At 40.2% G+C, this 20,224-nt stretch carries 15 protein-coding genes; 11 read left to right on the forward strand and 4 right to left on the reverse strand.

Going from position 1 to position 20,224, the window contains the following annotated elements:
- Nucleotides 1–3 precede the first annotated feature (3 nt).
- Nucleotides 4–1,185, forward strand: coding sequence for an efflux RND transporter periplasmic adaptor subunit (locus tag ABJN95_RS03525; RefSeq protein WP_348368615.1), 1,182 nt, complete (start codon nt 4–6; stop codon nt 1,183–1,185).
- A complete protein-coding gene (locus ABJN95_RS03530; protein WP_348368616.1) occupies nt 1,178–4,738 on the forward strand; it encodes an efflux RND transporter permease subunit in 3,561 nt (1,186 codons plus the stop codon). The genes ABJN95_RS03525 and ABJN95_RS03530 overlap by 8 nt, the downstream gene beginning before the upstream one ends.
- A gap of 39 nt (nt 4,739–4,777) precedes the next feature.
- Here ABJN95_RS03530 and ABJN95_RS03535 read toward each other — a convergent pair whose 3' ends face one another.
- Nucleotides 4,778–5,539: a DUF4184 family protein gene (locus ABJN95_RS03535; protein WP_348368617.1), complete on the reverse strand. Its 762-nt coding sequence runs from the start codon at nt 5,537–5,539 to the stop codon at nt 4,778–4,780.
- 296 nt (nt 5,540–5,835) lie between these two features.
- Between ABJN95_RS03535 and aspS the strand changes: the two genes are divergently transcribed.
- Genes aspS through ABJN95_RS03555 form a run of 4 tightly spaced genes read left to right on the forward strand, consistent with a single transcriptional unit; the run spans nt 5,836 to nt 10,112 of the window.
- A complete protein-coding gene (aspS, locus tag ABJN95_RS03540) occupies nt 5,836–7,584 on the forward strand; it encodes an aspartate--tRNA ligase (RefSeq protein WP_348368618.1) in 1,749 nt (582 codons plus the stop codon).
- A gap of 59 nt (nt 7,585–7,643) precedes the next feature.
- The gene (locus ABJN95_RS03545; protein WP_348368619.1) at nt 7,644–9,428 is read left to right on the forward strand and encodes a chloride channel protein; all 1,785 of its coding nucleotides are present in this window, start codon (nt 7,644–7,646) and stop codon (nt 9,426–9,428) included.
- Nucleotides 9,425–9,850 (forward strand): DUF3995 domain-containing protein, encoded by a 426-nt coding sequence (locus tag ABJN95_RS03550; RefSeq protein WP_348368620.1) that lies wholly within the window; start codon nt 9,425–9,427, stop codon nt 9,848–9,850. Before ABJN95_RS03545 ends, ABJN95_RS03550 begins: the two co-directional genes overlap by 4 nt.
- A gap of 1 nt (nt 9,851) precedes the next feature.
- Entirely contained in the window at nt 9,852–10,112 is a 261-nt protein-coding gene (locus ABJN95_RS03555) for a hypothetical protein (protein ID WP_348368621.1), read from the forward strand.
- On the opposite strand, the gene ABJN95_RS03560 is transcribed toward ABJN95_RS03555, so the two are convergent.
- Nucleotides 10,109–10,558, reverse strand: a complete 450-nt coding sequence (locus tag ABJN95_RS03560) for a nucleoside deaminase (protein WP_348368622.1) — start codon at nt 10,556–10,558, stop codon at nt 10,109–10,111. The genes ABJN95_RS03555 and ABJN95_RS03560 overlap by 4 nt on opposite strands.
- Nucleotides 10,559–10,723: 165 nt before the next feature.
- Between ABJN95_RS03560 and ABJN95_RS03565 the strand changes: the two genes are divergently transcribed.
- Nucleotides 10,724–12,502 (forward strand): 1-deoxy-D-xylulose-5-phosphate synthase, encoded by a 1,779-nt coding sequence (locus tag ABJN95_RS03565; RefSeq protein ID WP_348368623.1) that lies wholly within the window; start codon nt 10,724–10,726, stop codon nt 12,500–12,502.
- Nucleotides 12,492–13,601 (forward strand): DUF3078 domain-containing protein, encoded by a 1,110-nt coding sequence (locus tag ABJN95_RS03570; RefSeq protein WP_348368624.1) that lies wholly within the window; start codon nt 12,492–12,494, stop codon nt 13,599–13,601. Before ABJN95_RS03565 ends, ABJN95_RS03570 begins: the two co-directional genes overlap by 11 nt.
- A 19-nt stretch (nt 13,602–13,620) precedes the next feature.
- On the opposite strand, the gene ABJN95_RS03575 is transcribed toward ABJN95_RS03570, so the two are convergent.
- Nucleotides 13,621–14,964, reverse strand: a complete 1,344-nt coding sequence (locus tag ABJN95_RS03575) for a deoxyguanosinetriphosphate triphosphohydrolase (protein WP_348368625.1) — start codon at nt 14,962–14,964, stop codon at nt 13,621–13,623.
- A 205-nt stretch (nt 14,965–15,169) separates the two neighbouring features.
- On the opposite strand from ABJN95_RS03575, the gene ABJN95_RS03580 reads away from it, so the two are divergent.
- The 3 genes from ABJN95_RS03580 to ABJN95_RS03590 all read left to right on the forward strand — a co-directional run bounded on the left by ABJN95_RS03580 (nt 15,170) and on the right by ABJN95_RS03590 (nt 19,767).
- On the forward strand, nt 15,170–17,953 hold the full coding sequence (locus ABJN95_RS03580; protein WP_348368626.1) for a TonB-dependent receptor: 2,784 nt from the start codon (nt 15,170–15,172) through the stop codon (nt 17,951–17,953).
- Nucleotides 17,954–17,985: 32 nt separating this feature from the next.
- Nucleotides 17,986–19,167: a multidrug transporter gene (locus ABJN95_RS03585; protein ID WP_348368627.1), complete on the forward strand. Its 1,182-nt coding sequence runs from the start codon at nt 17,986–17,988 to the stop codon at nt 19,165–19,167.
- Nucleotides 19,168–19,365: 198 nt separating this feature from the next.
- Nucleotides 19,366–19,767, forward strand: coding sequence for a carboxypeptidase-like regulatory domain-containing protein (locus ABJN95_RS03590; protein WP_348368628.1), 402 nt, complete (start codon nt 19,366–19,368; stop codon nt 19,765–19,767).
- A 71-nt stretch (nt 19,768–19,838) separates the two neighbouring features.
- On the opposite strand, the gene ABJN95_RS03595 is transcribed toward ABJN95_RS03590, so the two are convergent.
- Nucleotides 19,839–20,198 carry a nicotinic acid mononucleotide adenyltransferase gene (locus ABJN95_RS03595; RefSeq protein ID WP_348368629.1) on the reverse strand — a complete coding sequence of 120 codons (360 nt, stop codon included), beginning with the start codon at nt 20,196–20,198 and terminating at the stop codon, nt 19,839–19,841.
- Nucleotides 20,199–20,224 lie beyond the last annotated feature (26 nt).

Genomic DNA, 20,224 nt, shown 5'->3' on the forward strand with positions numbered 1-20,224 from the left:
AATATGAAAAAGCTAGTTTATACTCTTACTGCAACAATCTTACTTGCAGCTTGTGGCAATAGCGGTGAAACTTCCGTTAGCGATTTGATTGCACAAGGTGACTTAGAAACCCTTCGAGCGAAAAAGACCGAAATTTCAGAGGTACAAAGAGCGATTGAAAAGGACCTGCAAATGCTAGACTCTGCTATTGCTGTAAAGTCAGGCGAAGAAAAATTACCCTTAGTAACTACGTTGACCGCTAAAGGTGAAAAATTTGATCATTTCTTAGAATTACAGGGTGATGTGAAAACAAGACAAAATGTGTTGATCTATCCTGAAATGGCGGGTACTTTACAACGGGTTTATGTGAAAGAAGGCCAGCGCGTAAGCAAAGGGCAACTTCTTGCATCTATTGATGATGGGGGTATGAGCAGCCAAGTATCTCAGTTGAAAACCCAAGCTGAATTAGCCAAAACCACCTATGAGCGACAAAAGCGTTTATGGGAGCAGAAGATCGGTTCTGAGATTCAGTACTTACAAGCAAAATCAAGCTATGAAGCAACCGAAAACGCTGTGAAACAAGCGCAAAGCCAGTTGGGTAAGTCGACCATAAGAGCACCTTTCTCAGGTATTATAGATGATGTCATCAAAGACCAAGGTACGGTTGTTGCGCCAGGCCCAGGGGCCGAAGTATTCCGTATCGTAAACCTGTCAGATATGTACATTACAGTTGACGTACCTGAAAACAACCTTGGGGGCGTTTCTAAAGGCAACGAGGCCAAAGTATATTTTCCCATTCTGGGAGATACGATTATTTCTGAAATTCGTCAGACAGGTAATTTTATAAATCCGAGTAATCGCGCATTTAGTGTTGAGATTCCAGTTCCTAATAAAAAAGGAAACATCAAGCCCAACCTTACAGCCCGAGTGAGCTTAAACGATTATAGTAGTGATAGCGCCATTCTAGTTCCCCAAGGTATTATTTCAGAAAATGCCGATGGAGAGCAATATGTTTATGTTGCTGTAGAACCTAACGGAGACAAAGCGATAGCTAGAAGACGCATCATTAAAACCGGAAAAACACAAGGAAGTTTGGTGGAAGCGCTTTCTGGAATTAACGATGGTGATCTTTTGATTAAAGAAGGGGCAAGAACAGTAAAGGAAGGCCAAAATGTTCAAATCTTAAATACTGAAAGCGATGAGTAGACAAAAGAAAAACGCTGACAAGGAATTCAAAATAGCTTCGTGGGCTATTGACAACCCTTCCGTGATTTTTGTGATGATCGCTATCCTTTTGTGGGTAGGTTTTCAGGCCTATCAAACCATGCCGCGTGAAGATTATCCAGAAATTGTAGAAACCAAGGTTTATGTAAGCACACCCTATCCTGGCAATACCGCCGAAGATATCGAGCGTTTGATTACCGACCCTTTGGAAGATCGATTGAAAAACGTTAGCAACGTAGTTGAAACGAGCTCTACCTCCCAGGAGGATTACTCAATTATTACGGTTGAATTTGACGAGAATATTACGGTAGAACTGGCCAAACAAAAAGTCAAGGATGAAGTAGATGTCGAAAAAGCTAGTGAAGACTGGCCAACATTTAACGGTGCTAAGGTAGAACCGAATATTTTTGATCTGAACTTGGCAGAATCGTTTCCTATAATGAACGTCAATTTTACAGGAGATTATCCTGTTGAAAGATTGAAGGAGTATGCCGAGTACCTCGAAGACGAAATTGAAAATCTCCCGCAAATCAAAGAGGTGGATATTCGGGGAGCCCAAAAGAAAGAAGTTGAAGTCGCCGTCGACGTCTATAAAATGATGGCGGCAAAAGTAAGTTTCCAAGATGTGATTGGAGCCATAGGTAATGGCAATATGACCATGTCTGCCGGAAATATTAAAACCAGTGAACAACGCAGAACTATTCGTGTTTTAGGAGAGATTCAAGACCCTCAAGAACTGAATGAATTTGTTGTTAAATCGGAGAATGGTGCCGTGTACCTTAAGGATATTGCCACGGTTACTTTTGATGAAGAAGAAAAAACCACATTCGCCAGAGAATTCGGCGAAAGTGTTGTGATGCTTGATATCAAAAAGCGCTCGGGCACCAATACCATCGAAGCGACCCAACAAATTAGGGAACTTGTAAAGAAAGCGCAGGCCAACTACTATCCTGCCGATTTGAATATTTCCATAGCGAATGATTCTTCTGATCGCACCTTGAACCAAGTCGATGATTTGGTAAACAGTATTATTTTCGGGATTATCTTGGTAGTAACCGTTTTGATGTTCTTCCTTGGCTTTCGAAACGCACTTTTTGTTGGTTTCGCGATTCCAATGTCTATGTTCATCTCTTTCTTTGTACTAAACACTTTAGGTGTCATTGTTGAAGGTCTCAGTTTTACCCTCAATACAATGGTATTATTTGGTATGATTATGGGGCTGGGGATGCTAGTCGATAATGGTATTGTTGTCGTTGAAAATGTATATCGATTGATGAGTGAAGGTATGTCACGAACAAAGGCAGCTAAAAAAGGTATTGGTGAAATCGCCTTCCCCATAATAATCTCTACGGTAACTACGGTTGCCGCATTCGTTCCGCTTGGGCTGTGGCCAGGACTTTTCGGCCAGTTTATGATTTACTTCCCTGTTACACTTTCTGTTGTACTAGGTTCATCATTGTTTGTTGCACTATTCATGAACTCCATGCTGGTTTCACAGTATATGGAAATAGGTGATAAAGAAATAAGTCGTAAAGGCCTAATTCGAACAACAGCTGTTCTTGGTGGTATCGGGCTGCTAATTATGTTCGTAGGTGGTCCTACAAGAGGTTTAGGAACAGTTATGATTTTCACTGCATTGATGTTCTGGGCCTATAAATATGGTATTAAGGGATGGGCCAAAGGCTTTCAAAATAAGGTCATGCCACGCATTGAAAACTGGTATGAGCGTCGTATAAAGCATGCTTTACGAGGGGGTAATGTGTATTGGTATTTTGGATTGACCGTATTACTTCTCGTAGTAACTTTCATGCTTTTTGGTATGTCAATTGGTTCAGGAAGAACCAAAATAGAGTTCTTTCCTGAGAATAGTCCCAATGAAGTCTATGTATATATTGAGTATCCAGAAGGTACATCGATAGAAAAAACGAACAGCATTACCAAAGCCATTGAAAAAAGAGTTTATGCAGTTGTAGCACGAGAAAAGTACAAACGAGATGCTGATTATAATTACTTGGTGGAGTCCGCGGTTTCGCAAGTAGGTGAAGGGGCTGGAAATCCTCAAACTGATGGTGGTTCGGCCTCAGAAATGCCCCACCGAGGCAAGGTTACCGTTTCAATGCGTGAATTCAAATACCGTAATGGACTAGACACCGAAGAGCTGCGTGGTGCTATTCAAGCCGATCTCACCGGAATTTATCCAGGCGTATCTATTTCTGTTGAAAAGTTAAATGAAGGTCCTCCAGCAGGTTACCCCGTAAACATTGAGTTACAGGGCAAAGATTATGATGAATTAATCAGCACAGCTGAAGACATTCGAAATTTTATCAACAGCAAGAATATTCCATTCATAGAGGAGTTGAAGATTAATGTGAATAAGAGCAAACCGTCAATGCAAGTGGTGGTAGACCGTCAAAAAGCTGGTGAGTTAGGTGTTGCGGTAGGGCAGGTTGGTAGTCAACTACGTCGCTCTTTGTTTGGTGAGAAAGCAGGTGTTTATAAATTAGACGGTGAAGACTACGACATCAACGTACGTTTTAACAAAGATCTACGCTTTGATCAAAACGCGCTCTTCAACCAAAATATCATTTTTAGAGATCAAGCTTCAGGTCAAATCAAGGAGGTTCCTGTGTCGGCTGTTGCTACGCAGCGAAATTCTTCAGGATTTAGCTCGATAAAACACAGAAACGGTAATCGTGTCGTTACTGTCTATTCAGGCTTGACAGCTGGTGGAAACCCAGCACAAGTAGTTGATCAAGTAAGAAAAGAAATGGAAAACTTTAGCGGTATTCCAGCCTCGGTAAAAGTCGATTACACAGGTGAAATAGAAGAGCAAAATAAACAAATGAACTTTTTGGTCGGCGCCTTCTTTGGTGGCTTGGCTTTGATTATGCTAATCTTGATTTTTCAATTTGGAGGTATTTCCAAGCCCTTAATCATTATGATTGCCATTTTCTTGAGCTTTATAGGTGTATTTGGAGGTTTGATGCTTACGGGGTGGTCATTTGTGATTATGATGACCATGATGGGTATTATATCTCTGGCGGGAATTGTCGTAAACAATGGCGTTGTGCTCCTTGATTACACCCAAATTTTAATCGATCGAAAAAAGGTAAAATTAGATTTAGACGATAAAGATTTGCTGTCAATGAAAGATGTTACTAAAGTGATTACCAAAGCAGGTAAGGCGAGATTGCGGCCCGTAATCTTAACGGCAATTACTACTGTACTTGGGTTGATTCCGTTGGCAATTGGCTTGAATATTGATTTCTTTTCGCTCTTCACCAATTTTGATCCAAAAATCTATTTTGGAGGGGATAATGTAGTATTCTGGGGACCACTAGCGTGGACGGTTATCTTCGGGTTAATCGTTGCAACCTTCTTGACTTTGATTATAGTTCCTGTGCTTTTTAATATTACATATCGCATTAAGACAAGGGTGCGAGCTTGGAGAAAACCCGAGGCATCTTTGGGGGAAGAGATATTGATTGATAATCCGGAGTATGATATTCTTCCGAAAACTGGCACTTCAAATTAAGCAGCTTAATAAATCATAGGAAGAGCTCTGACCAATAGGTTAGAGCTTTTTTGTTTGGTACTGTTTTGAAAACCTCATAGGTCTATTTGATCGCAGTACATTATACGCAGCAGAGATTAGTATAAGTCCAAACAAGAAGCCCGCACATATAAAGACAATCTTAGCCCCAAAACTATGGTAATCTTCGATGTCATATCTTAAAAAATAAACAAGTGCGGTAACTAGCAGTATTCCAAACCAATACCAAAATACCTTCCCGCTTAAAACTTGACCCTTTAGCCTATGACTAGGCATTTTAGAAATAAAATTCAAGATGGCAAGGGCTCCCAATACGCTAAAACCATATTGCATGATGAGATACATTGGAATTTGCCAGTACTCCGTATTCAAAAATGCAATTTTAGTGACAACAAATCCATCATAATGCGTAAAGGAATCCCAAAGCAAATGGCTCATATTTCCGACTAGAATAGAATACAAAACTTTGACATAGTGGGTTCTTACATATGAAATCCAGTCAAAATTTAGAAAGGGTTGAAATCTTTTTTTGAAGTAGAAAGGCAAGTTCAGAATAAGTTGATTTCTAACAACGAGATGGTACAGCGTGATACAAAATAGAGCAGTCGGGATATTCAGCCAAAACATAGGCCAGAATGAATGGCCGTGCACTACATGAGCCTCCAGCCTTATAAAGAATTCAAAATCAGGAACCATACTACCCATTATCAACCCTGAAACAGAAAACATCCTTCGTTTCAATAATGGTAAAATAATTGCCGTATGTGATGCTGTAAATGGCATTAGTAGGTTTTCTTTAAACTGAACCAAATTGAATTTGGGAACCTATTTGGTGTTCTTGCTTAACGTGAAATCTATGCATATGTTTTATAGGCCTGGTCATACTTCTGAATTTTATGGTGTTCACCTCCTTATAGGTAGGGATTAAAAGCAAAATTGCTGGCAGAAGAGCCAATTACCAGCAACGAAAATCGATTTTAATACCTTCTATATCTCAAATACCTATATAATTATTAAATCAAATCAATAGTGCACTGATAAATACTTCTTAAATTTGCCCCTTAATCTTAGTTTCAAAAATGTACAGAAGTCATAACTGCGGGGAATTGCGCGAATCACATATCAATCAAAAAGTTACCCTTTCAGGCTGGGTACATAAAACCAGAGACAAAGGTTTTGTAGCTTGGGTTGACCTACGCGACCGTTATGGTATTACACAGCTTGTTTTTGATGAAGACCGTACCTCATCTGAATTATTGGAACAAGCTAGAGGTTTGGGCCGCGAATTTGTGGTTCAGGTGAACGGTAAAGTAATTGAAAGAGCATCAAAGAATCCAAATATACCTACCGGCAATGTTGAGGTTTTGGTAGAAGAAGTTATTGTTTTAAATGAATCAAAAACTCCTCCCTTTACCATAGAGGATGAAACAGATGGAGGCGAAGATATTCGTATGAAATATCGGTACCTAGACATCCGTAGAAATCCGGTAAAAGACAGTCTTATTTTTAGAAGTAAGGTTGCCATGGAAGTGCGCAAATATTTATCTGACGAAGGCTTTATTGAAGTTGAAACGCCCTATCTTATTAAATCTACTCCCGAAGGCGCCCGTGATTTTGTAGTACCCAGTCGTATGAACGAAGGCCAATTTTATGCCCTTCCGCAATCACCACAAACCTTTAAGCAATTGCTTATGGTTGGTGGCTTGGATAAATACTTTCAGATCGTAAAATGTTTTCGTGATGAAGATTTAAGGGCAGACAGGCAGCCTGAATTTACCCAGATAGACTGTGAAATGGCCTTTGTAGAGCAAGAAGATATACTCAATGCTTTTGAGGGATTGACCAAACACTTATTAAAGGAAATCAAAGGAGTAGATACCGAATCATTCCCTAGAATGACTTTTGATGAAGCTATGAAACGCTATGGAAATGACAAACCCGATATTCGCTTCGGCATGGAATTTGGCGAGCTGAACGAGGTAGCACAGCACAAAGATTTCAATGTATTTAATTCGGCCGAATTGGTCGTTGGTCTTGCCGTTCCAGGAGGGAATTCCTATACCAGAAAAGAAATCGACAAGCTTACCGACTGGGTTAAGCGACCACAGGTTGGAGCCTTGGGGATGGTCTATTGCCGCTGTAACGAAGACGGGAGTTTTAAATCATCGGTAGATAAATTCTATGACCAAGAAGATTTGGCGAAATGGGCCGAGGCGACTGGGGCTAAAGCAGGAGATTTAATCTGCATACTTTCTGGAGATGCTACTAAAGTAAGAGCGCAATTAAGTGCCTTGCGAATGGAATTGGCCGAACGCTTAGGTTTAAGAAACCCTGAGGAGTTTGCTCCGTTGTGGGTTATTGATTTTCCTTTGTTGGAATTAGATGAAGAAACCGGACATTACCATGCCATGCATCACCCCTTCACTTCTCCAAAACCCGGTCAACTCGAATTATTAGATTCAGATCCAGGAGCCGTTCGCGCGAATGCCTATGACTTGGTATTGAATGGAAACGAAATTGGTGGTGGTTCTATTCGTATTCACGATAAAGAAATACAGAGTAGTATGTTTAAACATCTTGGCTTTACCCCTGAAGAAGCCAAGGCCCAATTTGGCTTTTTGATGGATGCCTTTCAATACGGAGCGCCTCCGCATGGTGGAATCGCTTTCGGATTAGACCGATTGGTTGCCATTCTGGGCGGACAAGAGACCATTCGCGATTTTATTGCCTTCCCCAAAAATAATAGTGGACGCGATGTGATGATTGACGCGCCTGCCCCAATTGATGTAGAGCAATTGAAGGAATTGAATCTTAAACTTGACATTTAGCTTAAAAAACAATGCTGCTAACGGCGAAATTTTTTAATACTTTTAGGCAAACAGCCTAAATGCCAACCCGACTACAAAAGCTTTTTACCAAGTTCATAAAGTGGCGATATAAAAATATCTCCAACAAAACCTTTACCCATGTTTTAGCCGTTGGGGTTGGTCTCCTGGCAGGGCTTGCTTCGGTTACACTAAAAAACCTCACCTATTTTATTGAAGCTTCACTGGAGAGCGGTATTGTTTTTTCTAGCAACCAATTGTATTTCGTACTCCCTATTATCGGTCTTGCCCTAGTCTTTCTTTATGTAAAATTTGTGCACAAAGAAAAATTGGAACATGCCGTTTCGTCTATCTTATTCGCATTGAGTAAAAAGAAAGGAATTATTGATTTAAAGAAAATTTACACCCCGTTAATAACTGCTCCACTTACGGTTGGTTTTGGAGGGTCTGTCGGCTTATTAGGACCCGCAGTTTCGTCAGGTTCTGCTATAAGCTCCAATCTAGGTCGTGTGCTTCATGTAAATGCTAAAACACGTTCTTTGCTGATTGCTTGTGCATCGGCCGGGGCAGTAGCTTCCATATTTCAATCGCCTATTGCCGCTATAATTTTTGCTGTGGAAATTTTTAGTATTGATTTTACAATGCTATCTATGCTTCCCCTTTTATTAGCTTCGATTTCGGGGGTGCTTACCTCCTATTTTTTTCTAGGAAACGAAGTGCTTTTTGACTTTAGACTTACCGATAACTTTGAAGTAAAAGACACTTTTTTCTATATTTTATTGGGCGTTGGTACTGCTGTTGCATCTATCTATTTTACCAAAATGTACTTCGCGATACTGAAATTGTTCGAACCCTTGAGGAGTCCGAAATACAAACTCCTATTGGGGGGGCTAGCCATTGGCATCATGCTCTATTTTATACCTCCGCTTTATGGAGAGGGTTTTAGTTTTATCAGCAATTTATTAGACGGCAACCATCTATCTGCCCTTGGATCCACTCCATTTGATAATTACCTCAGTAATATTTGGGTGGTGATTGCACTGCTCTTTGGCATTACCGTTTTTAAGGCAATCGCCATGACCACCACTTTTGCAGCAGGCGGGGCTGGGGGAATATTTATCCCTACAATGGTAATGGGAAGCGCTTTGGGGAACGTAGTCGCCAAAGTCATAAATAACATAGGTCTGGGTTTTGCAGTCTCAGAAAGTAATTTCACCCTCATCGGCATGGCCGGCCTTATTGCAGGAGTGCTTCACGCCCCGCTAACCGCCATTTTCTTGATAGCCGAGATCACTGGAGGTTACGAACTTTTTGTTCCCCTAATGATAACCGCGGCCATCTCTTACCTCATCACCAAAAATGCCATCAATCACACGATTTACACGCGCGAACTGGCCGAACAAGGCGCATTACTTACCCACGACAAAGATGAAAACGTATTGACACTTATGCAGTTAGATGATGTTATCGAACAGAATTTCAAGACCGTTACGCCAACCATGTTCTTAGGTGAAATGTTACATGAATCGGTTTCAAAATCTACCCGAAATCTATTTCCAGTAATCGACGAAAATGATGCTTTGGTAGGCATCGTTTTGTTGGATGATATTCGCGAATTTATGTTTGAAACTGCCCTGTACAGAACAACCACCGTTTCTACATTTATGCATTCAGCCCCAGAATATATTTTCTATGAGAAGGATTCCATGCAACAGGTAATGAAAAAATTTAAAAATTCGGGAGCTTGGAATCTGCCCGTAATCAAGGATGGGAAGTATTATGGTTTTGTTTCTAAGTCTAAACTCTTGACGGCCTATCGCCGAGAATTGATTAATTTTACAAAATGATTCTACTCCTAGCCAGTACCTTAGTAATCATTTTTAGCTTTCTTTCGGCAATGCATTTTTATTGGGCGTTTGGTGGAAGATGGGGTGTTGATTCGGTAATTCCAACAGCTGAGGATAGTATTAAAGCTTTGAGACCACCCACCATCGCAACGATAGTTGTTGGGATAGTACTTTTGTCTTTCGCACTGTTTTATGTGACCCGAATGGGCCTTCTTACGGTCGAGCTCGCCAGTTGGCTGTTCTTATATACCGGTTGGGTTTTACCTGCAATATTCCTATTACGTGTTATCGGTGATTTCAAATATGTGGGTCTCTTCAAAAAGATAAAATCAACCAAATTTGCAAAAGCAGATTCAAAATACTTTATTCCGCTTTGTGCATTTTTGGCGGTCGCAGGCTTTATAGTTCAATTGTATCATTAACATGAAACTTAGACACTTTATTACTTTAGTAACGCTGGCATCTTTAGCAGCAATCATCTACGGCTTTACCTTAGATGAAACTCAAGAAGCATTGGCAAATACATATATTGGTTCTGGAACTGTTGGGCTCTTCTTAATTGCAATGCCGCTATTCTTATACAAAGAAAGTAAGCACAGAGATTTTAAAGATTATATGCTGACTGATGAGAATGTTCGAAAAATGCAAGGCAAACCCCCTAGAAAACCTAAAGAAGATTCTTAGTTCAGGTTTCTTTTTTGGATAAAAAATTTCTTTAATAAATCAGCGGCTTCATTTTCTAGAATGCCCGATACAACCTTGGTCTTTGGATGTAATTTAGTACCCATCGCACCGCACCCTCTTTGCGGATCTTCAGCTGCATAAACAATTTTTGATATTTGACTCCAATACAAAGCACCAGCGCACATTTGGCAGGGTTCCAAGGTCACATACAGCGTACAATCCTTTAAGTATTTTCCGCCTAAAAAATTCGCAGCTGCTGTAATCGCTTGCATCTCTGCATGGGCTGTTACATCATTGAGCTGTTCTGTAAGATTGTGGGCTCTCGCTATAATACGGTCTTGAACAACAACAACCGCCCCTATAGGTACTTCACCCTTTTCAAAAGCAGCTTCGGCCTCTTGCAAGGCTTTTTTCATAAAATAGGTGTCGTCGTAGGGTAAGACCATTTCAAAAATTTAGACCACAATAGTAGGAAATATATTTTGGGAGTACAAAAATCCTTTTTTAGCGAGTAACAAATGATCCAGATGATGTGATATATTGATTTTAAAAAGAGCTTTCACGACAACGAACAAGGAAAAAACGTAGCTTTGTTACCTTAATTTCCAAAGGTGGCTGAACGTATTCTTGACAAAATCGAATCTCCAAAGCATCTTCGAGAACTCAATTCGAATGCATTACCGCAACTCGCCCAAGAACTTCGCGAATTCATTATCGATATCGTAGCAGCTAAAGAAGGGCATTTGGGCGCAAGTTTGGGCGTGGTTGAATTGACTGTTGCCTTACATTATATTTTCAACACACCAAACGACAAGCTCATTTGGGATGTTGGTCACCAAGCATATGGCCATAAAATACTAAGCGGAAGAAAGGAAATTTTTGATACAAACCGACAACTAGGTGGCATCAGCGGTTTCCCAAAAATGAGCGAAAGTGAATATGACGATTTCGGAACAGGTCATAGCTCTACTTCTATTTCCGCGATTTTAGGAATGGCGATAGCCTCCAAATTGAAAGGGGAACACAACAGACAACATATTGCCGTAATTGGAGATGCATCAATCGCTAGCGGAATGGCTTTCGAAGGCTTGAATCATATGGGTGTTACCGACGCCAACGTCTTGGTAATTCTCAATGACAATGCTATAGGAATCGACCCCAGCGTAGGTGCTCTTAAAAAGTATTTGACCAACGTAAAAAAGGGTACAGCCAAAGATGAAAACATTTTTGAATGCCTAAATTTTGATTATTCCGGCCCTGTAGATGGCCATGATTTAAATGCTTTGTTACCTGAATTAGAGCGATTGAAATCTGTTTCAGGACCAAAACTTTTGCATGTGATTACCACCAAAGGAAAAGGGCTGCGACTAGCAGAAGAGAACCAGGTAATCTATCACGCACCTGGCAAGTTTGATAAAACTACAGGTGAGCTTATACAAAAATCTGCCTTGCAGCAAGCTTCGAAATATCAGGACGTCTTTGGGCATACCCTTGTTGAGCTGGCCAAGAACAATGACAACATAGTGGGGATAACTCCAGCCATGCCAACAGGCAGTTCGCTGAAGTTTATGATGCAAGAAATTCCTGATAGGGCTTTTGACGTTGGTATTGCCGAACAACATGCAGTGACCATGGCTGCGGGAATGGCTGCCGAAGGTCTTATTCCCTTTTGCAACATTTACTCTACCTTTTTGCAGCGCGCTTATGATCAAGTAATTCATGATGTGGCACTCCAAAATTTAGCTGTTGTTTTCTGTCTCGATCGTGCTGGCTTGGTGGGTCAAGACGGTGCTACCCATCACGGGGTTTACGATATTGCTTATTTACGGTGTATACCCAAGCTTATCATTTTTGCACCTATGAACGAAATCGAATTGCGCAATATCATGTACACGGCTCAGCTAGGGCTAGAGCATCCGATTGCGATTCGCTATCCGAGAGGTCGCGGGGTGCTGAAGGAATGGCAAACACCTTTTGAGAAAATCGAAATTGGCACATCTGAAGAATTAAAAAAAGGCACAAAAATTGTGGTGTTATCGGTCGGTCACATCGGTAATATGATATCTGAACTATTGGAAGAATTAGATGCTCCAAAGGAAATCGGACACATCAATATGCGATTTATCAAGCCGCTCGACACAAAACAGTTGGAAGCCGTGTTCAACACATACAAACAAATTATCACCATCGAAGACGGATGCAAAGCGGGTGGTTTTGGCGGCGCCATCTTAGAGTATGCAAATCAAATGCAATTCGAAACTCCGGTTCATGTTTTCGGTATCGACGATACGTATATTGCCCACGGTACCATACCTGAATTGCATGAAATCGCTCAAATCGATAAAACATCAGTTAAAAAATTAATAAACAGTTTAATGAATGAAAAATAGAAAGTTCAGCCACTTTGTTTTTCTTTTTCTTCTGGGGTTCTTGGTTCAAGTGGTTTCTGCTCAAGACCCTATTCCATCAAATTCACCTGCAGATTCTACTGAAATGGATACGACCGTTATTCGTTCTCCCATATTCAAAGTGCGGTACATCCCTAGAGGCGTAAATTTGGTCAACCCTAAAATTTCGTTTAAGAATACAAAGCCGCTTGATAAACCCTTTAAAAAATTTAGAATCCCTTCGTTTTGGGAACGTATCAACAAAATAGGCCTAAACGTAAGTGAAGTAGCTTTTGTAAACTGGAATGCCGGTGGAAACAGTGCAATTACAGGAATCATCAACGGTAGATTCGAGCGTAATTATCGGTTCAGGTATGTCAAATGGAACAATAGTTTAGACCTGCGCTATGGTGCCAACGTACAGGAGGACCAAAAGCCTAGAAAAACCGAAGATGCCATACGGTTTAGTTCTGCATTTAGTTATCGAAGAGATACGATAAGTAATTGGTACTATTCAGCAAAGGCAAATTTCAATACCCAGTTTTACAAAGGATTTAAATACCCAGACCGTGAAAATCCGATTTCACGTTTTATGGCTCCTGGGTATTTCTTCTTTGGTACTGGTACTTCCTATATTCCAGAAGGAAAAAAATTCAATCTCTATATTTCGCCCGTAACGCTCAAGTCAACTTTTGTTTTAGACCAAGACTTGGCCAACAAGGGTGCTTTCGGAGTCCAAAAAGCTGTTTTAGATGCCGATGGCAACGTGCTAGAAGAGGGCGAAAAGAAATTTATTGAATTGGGCTTTTTAATCAATAATACCTGGGAAACCACAGTGGCTAAAAACGTTGAAATGCGACATCGACTAAGTTTGTACACCGATTATCTTTCCAGTTTTGGCAATGTTGATTTCGACTGGGAACTCAATTTCAATCTTATTGTAAATAAGTACATCAATGCTAGCATCGGCACCCATGTCATATATGACGATGACATTTTATTCGATGAAGTAAAAGATGCGAACGGTATCGTAATTGACCAAGGGGTTCAACGTATTCAATTTAAGCAATTACTGGGAGTGGGAGTTGCCTATGATTTTTAAACGAAGGGCATGCGAAATGCTAAAGCTGCTTTCCCATAATCTTATTGTGAATATGTACCGCAGCACTGTCGGAAAGACTGGCCACATAGCAACAAGAATTCAGTAAGATCTGATAGACTGAAATATCGGTGCGCCTATAAAACTCTGGGAGTGTGCTTAGCATCAAGCCATCGTAGTTTGAAGCTTTTCCTTCTTTTTTTCGGACCAAAGCCTTGATATACACATCAAGGATATCGGAAATGATCTTATAGCCGGCAATCTCTTTTTCAATGACTTCTTGAGACTGGTAAATCTTTTCAACGCTTAAGGAAATGATATCTGTGATTTGCGCCTTATACTTACTTTTATCCATCAGGGAAACATCAAAAGAACCATCTAGAATAGCTTCTTCATTTTTTATAAAAATTGCAATAGCGTCTTGAATGAGAGTGTTTATAGCTAACGCCCGTAAATAGCTCAATCGGTCTTCCTTATATTTGAGGGAATTGTATTTCTTCGTATTGATACTATCTTTGACCAATTTGATTAAGTATTCTAAGGCAAAGTCTTCGGATATCAATCCCAGATTGATACCGTCTTCAAAATCAATAATGGTATAGCAAATATCATCGGCAGCTTCTACCAAATAAGTCAAAGGATGTCTTGAAAAGCTAATATCACTTCCTTGGCTAGTTTGCGCCAGACCAAGCTCTTCTGCAACTTCCTGAAAACTTTCCTTTTCCGATTGAAAGAAACCAAACTTCTTATCAGCAATATGTTTCGTTGGTTTTTTGGGAAGCGACTCCTTCGGATATTTCATAAAGGCTCCCAGGGTCGCATAGCTCAATCGCAATCCCCCGTCAACACCTTCTTTGGTTTCGGTTAGCAATTTGAATCCGTTGGCATTGCCTTCAAAATCAATAATATCTTGCCATTCCTTTTCAGTCAAATGTTCTTTGTACTGCTGCCCATTTCCAGTGGCAAAATATTCGCCGATTGCCTTTTCACCACTATGTCCGAATGGAGGATTTCCAATATCATGGGCCAAAGCGGCTGCGGCAACAATCGCTCCGAAATCATTGAAGCGATACCCGTGCACCTCCTGCAAATGGGGATGCTTTTCAAGTAGCTTCTTTCCAGCAATTCGCCCTAAACTTCTTCCAACAACCGATACTTCCAAACTGTGTGTTAGGCGCGTATGTACAAAATCTGTTTTAGAAAGGGGTATCACTTGGGTCTTGTCTTGTAGGCTTCGAAAAGCAGCCGAAAAAATGATGCGGTCATAGTCTACTTCAAAGCCCAAACGGGTTTCATCTTGTTCTTTTCGAAGTCTTTTATGGGTGTCGCCAAAGCGTTTTAGAGAGAGAAGTTGTTCCCAGTTCATAGTCATGTTTTAATAGCTCGCAAGATACTGATTTTGCAAGTTACCCATAAACAATAGGCGCATCAAAAACCACTTAACATTCCCTTAATATGGTAACATTTAGATAACCCTTTTACAATACATCTTTAACATACGGGTAACCCGACTTTTACAATGGCGTGCTTCTTTTGCAGCGGTATTTAAAATCAAACATAGTTAAACAAAAATGAAAAAAATTTTAATCGGCTTGCTTTTGCTAGCCACCGCGCAACTTACCGCGCAAGAAACAGGTAGTATTGTGGGTACACTTACGGACAAAGATTTTAACAATGAGCCGTTAGCTTTTGCCAACATTCTTATCGAAGGCACTACCAAAGGAACCACTTCAGATTTTGATGGTCTTTATGAAATTACCGACCTAGAGCCTGGTACTTACACCGTTGTGTATAGCTTCCTGGGATATGGAACCATCACTCAAAACGGAATCATCGTGGAAGCCGGAAAGTCGACCAAAGTAGATGTAGGTCTTTCATCTGCCGCAGGAGTTGAGCTTGAAGAATTTATAGGTACTGGTACTACTAAAAAGGAATCTGAAGCTGCATTGTTATTAGATCAGAAATCTGCCAATATTGTAAAAGAGAGTATTGGAGCTCAAGAATTATCATTTAAAGGAATAAGTGATGCGGCAGGTGCGGTGAATAAGATTGCAGGCGTTTCCAAACAAGAAGGTGGTGGTAATGTATATGTAAGAGGATTGGGCGATAGATATCTGAACACCACCTATAATGCGCTCCCTGTTCCTTCAAATAATATTGAAAGAAAGAACATTGATTTAAATCTGTTTTCATCTGATGTAATTCAAAATGTTGGCGTAAGTAAAACACATGCTGCCAATTTCTACGGAGATTTTGCTGCCGGTAATGTTGATATCACCTCGAAAGAACATACTGGGGACTTTTTTCTTGATATCGATATAGGAACGACTGTAAACACCAATGCCTTAGGAACCTCTTTTGTAAAAAGTGAGGGCACAGGGTATTTCGGATTTTACAACCGATATCAAAACAACCCATATGCGGTACTCTTATCACATGGAGTGGATGCCATTCCTTCAGAGGGAAATACCGGAGTTTCCGGAAGTTTTTCAAGCGGTAAGTCATGGAATTTAGGTGAAGCATCGCGCCTGAGTATTTTCACCACAGCTTCTTTCGGAAACAATTTCGAATATCGCGAAGGTCCTGCTCTGGACTACACAACCGTTGAGAAAAAGAATTTTCCAAATACAGAGCAATACGAGTATACTAGAAACACGACGGCCATGGCCAATATTGTATATCGTATCAACGATAAACATAAGGTCAAATGGAATTCCCTTTTCATTAATGATGCTACCGATGAAGTATCCTATTTCGGAACAAAAGGTTTAGGCACCAACCGTGATGCCATTCTTGATACGGACCGTGGTTTTTACCAATCAAACGTACAATTCAGTCAAGACATGATTTTTGTAAATCAATTGCTTGGCACAAGTACCTTGGGGGAAAAATTGAAATTGGATTGGGGTGCAGGCTACAACAAGGTATTTGCCCGTCAACCTGACCGTAAGCGTATCTCTGTTGAACGTTATGACCTTGAATTGGACAATGACCCAAATACCAATGGATCTTTCTTCAACAATATTGCTTATGATAACCAACGCTATTTTCAAGATATTGAAGATGATGAATTGAATGCTCGCATTAATTTATCGTACCAAGCTTCTGAAAACCTGGATTTCAATTTTGGGTATAACGGAAGAAGTAAACAGCGTACGTTTGAAAACATTCGCTACGGATATGACTTTATCGAACCCAATACAGTAGTGGGTGACGTTCGAGCCTTAGATGAAGTTTTTGCTAGTGAAAATTTAGGGACTGTTTATAATACCGTCGTTTTTAATGGCCTTGACCCAGCAAACGGATTGGGTAATGTCAATCTTCCCGGAAGATTTGAGAATACTTATGAAGGTAATCTAAACGTACATGCCCTTTATACCGATGCGGCCTACAAAGTCAATGAAAAGTTTACGGTTATTCCCGGATTACGAATAGAACTATTCGATCAAGATATTGTTTATGATGTAATTAATCTTCCTGCAACCGATCCAGGAGAAAGAGCAGCCAGTGAATTTTTCTTTTTACCGAGTTTGAATATGAAGTATGCTTTGAACGAAGATCAAAACCTACGTCTATCATTCAGCAGTACTGTTTCTAACCCTGAATTTAAAGAGGTTGCTCCTTTTGTATATGAAGACGTTACACAACGAATTGGAGGTAACCCTGATCTATTGAATGATCCGGCTTTTTCACGGATTTTCAATCTAGATTTCAAATACGAATGGTTTATGAAGCCTAGTGAGCTATTGTCGATAGCAGCGTTTGCCAAGGCTATAAATGACCCTGTAAACTTGGTTGTCGCAAACGACGCTACGGGAACCCAACGTTTTTTCAGAACAGGTGACCAAGCCCAAGTCTTCGGTTTGGAATTTGAAGTGCGCAAAGCACTGATAACTGACGAAGATGAGCAAAGCGTTTTATCTACTGGCATTAATGCCACGTATACTTACACCAAACAAGATTTAAAGGCCAGTTCTGGTATTTATTCGACCACTTTTGATAGGGATACCGATCAATTACAAGGAGCATCTCCCTTATTGCTCAATGCAGATTTAAGCTATCGCCCCACTTTTGGAAATTACAAGCCGGTGGCCAATTTGGTCTTCTCATATTTCTCTGATCGCATTGACGCTTTGGGGTCGGGTCAGCTTGGAAATATTATCGAAAAAGGAGTGCCAACACTTGATTTTATATTGAAAAATGAAATCAGTGAAAATATAGAACTCAATGCAAGTTTTAAGAATCTTTTAAATCCCAAGGTAGAGCGCGTACGAGAGGTAGAAGGTGCTGATGTTGTGCTTTCCAGCTTTACGCGAGGAGTTAATATAGGCTTTCAATTCAAATATAAATTCTAATCAAATAATAACGAACAATTAAATTTTTATTCATGAAAACAAACAAGTTTCTCTTAGGTTTCCTCGCACTGGCTATCTTTTTGGTAGGTTGTGCTTCTGACGACACGGCAAATGTGATCATTGAAAATCCCAACGGTGGTCCTACAAATCCAACCAATCCAGATGATTTGGTCATTGGTGGAACGCTTAGTGAAGATTTGACTCTTGAAACAGGAAGTGAATATAAAATGACCTCAGCCTTAATCGTGCCTGATGGCTTTGTACTTACTATTGAACCTGGTGTGATCATTCGTGCAACAACAGGTGCCGATGTGTATGTGGCGATCATGCAAGGCGGAAAAATCATGGCGGAAGGAACATCGACGAACCCTATCGTTTTTACCTCTGATTCGGCGACACCAAATGCCGGTGATTGGGGAGGGCTTATTGTTCTAGGAAAGGCGCCTATTAATTCTGTTTCTGGAGGAGATGCTACTTCTACATCAGAAATTGGAGGCTTAGCTTACGGAGGAAGCGCTACAGATGACAATTCAGGAATATTAAAGTATTTACGAATCGAATATTCGGGTGGAGCAGCAGACGCATCTTCTGAAAATAATGGTTTTTCATTCTATGGAGTTGGTAGTGGAACAACAATCGAATACATACAAGCATTTGAAGGAAAAGATGATGGCGTCGAGTTCTTCGGAGGAACGGTAAACGCATCCTTCGTATCGGTAATAGGTGCCCAAGATGATTCCATTGATTGGACTGAAGGATACACTGGTACTCTAACCAATGTTTATGTTGAACATAGACAAGCACATGATAAAGGCATTGAAGCTGATGGTTTCAACACGGATATAGGCAACAATTCAGACCCTTTGTTTTGGTCTGCTCCAACCATCAATAATTTAACAATCAACGGTAATGGTTCTTCAAATGAGAATGAAGCGGTAAGACTTAGAGCCGGTACTAGGGGCCTTTTCAACAACGTTCTTATTTCAGGTTTCGCAGAAGGATTTGATTTAGATAGTGATGGTGTTGATAGCCCAACAGGTCAAGGAGTGCTTGATGGCGAGACAGCTGTCACCGACATTACTTTTGAAGATACGACCGTGAATCTTAAAAACGATACGGAAGCTACTTTTGATGAATCAACATTCTTCTCCGGTATGGGAAACGGAACTGGCGCTGATTACGGTAGTTGGAATACAGGTTGGACACGCAATTAACTTACTATATTTGATTGGGCAACAGGAAACTAAGCCTCAATTAAATACCACTGAAAACCCTGCTATATGTAGGGTTTTCTTTTAGTATTTAACGAAGTAGCATCCAATAACTTAACCTTTTTGTTACCCACAATTAAGCTACAATTAACCATAAGTTTACACTGGCAACTTAATTTTGCAACAAAGAAAGTTTGGTAAATGAAAAATATACTTTTCGTCTTTACATTTTTGTTCTCAGCAATGCTGTTTTCACAAAATCTAGGTAGTATTCATGGTACGGTAACCGACCAAGCCTTGAGCAACGAACCAATGTTGTTTGCTAACGTGCAATTGAAAGGTTCTAACACCAGCTATCAGACCAATTTCCACGGGAATTTTGAAATTTCAAACGTCAAACCTGGCGAACACACTTTGGTCATTAGCTACCCAGGCTATGACACCGAAGAGTTGGCAGTAGTTGTTCAAGAAAATAATGTTTCCAAAATTGAAACCGACTTATCTCCTATTCAAATAAGTTTTGATAATGTGGTTGGCATGGATACTGTTTCGAAAGAAGAAAGTAGAATTCCTTCAGATACGGAGGAAAGCTCAAAAAGATAATTTTAAACTTTATCAAAAAGAAAGACCCCCTGCTAAGTTAGCAGGGGGTCTTTTTTATATTGAGGTGACTTTTAATTTCGACTCACAATACCTTCTGTATTTTTCGTTTGGACTACGGCCGCGATGGCATTGTTACTATATTCCACTTCTTTTAAAATATCATTGGCCCAGAACAACCATTTTCCAGTTTTAACTCCGTTCTTATAGGAACCTACTGCAATGGTTTCGCCCTTTTCATTAAAGCTCATCCATTCACCATGTAGCTTCTTTTCCAAATTGAATGTCCCTTTTTGACTTACCTCTCCATTGACATGGAAATAAGTTGCTTCAATTAAATTGGTTTCTTTATTCAACTTCATCTCTGGCTTCGCTTGTGCAAAAGCAGCTGCAGAAACAAATAGTACAGCTAATACTAAAACAATCTTCTTCATAACATGGGATACTTAAGTGATGTTGT

The sequence above is a fragment of the Maribacter sp. genome, assembly GCF_039974175.1.
In the GTDB taxonomy this organism is placed as follows: Bacteria; Bacteroidota; Bacteroidia; order Flavobacteriales; family Flavobacteriaceae; genus Maribacter_C.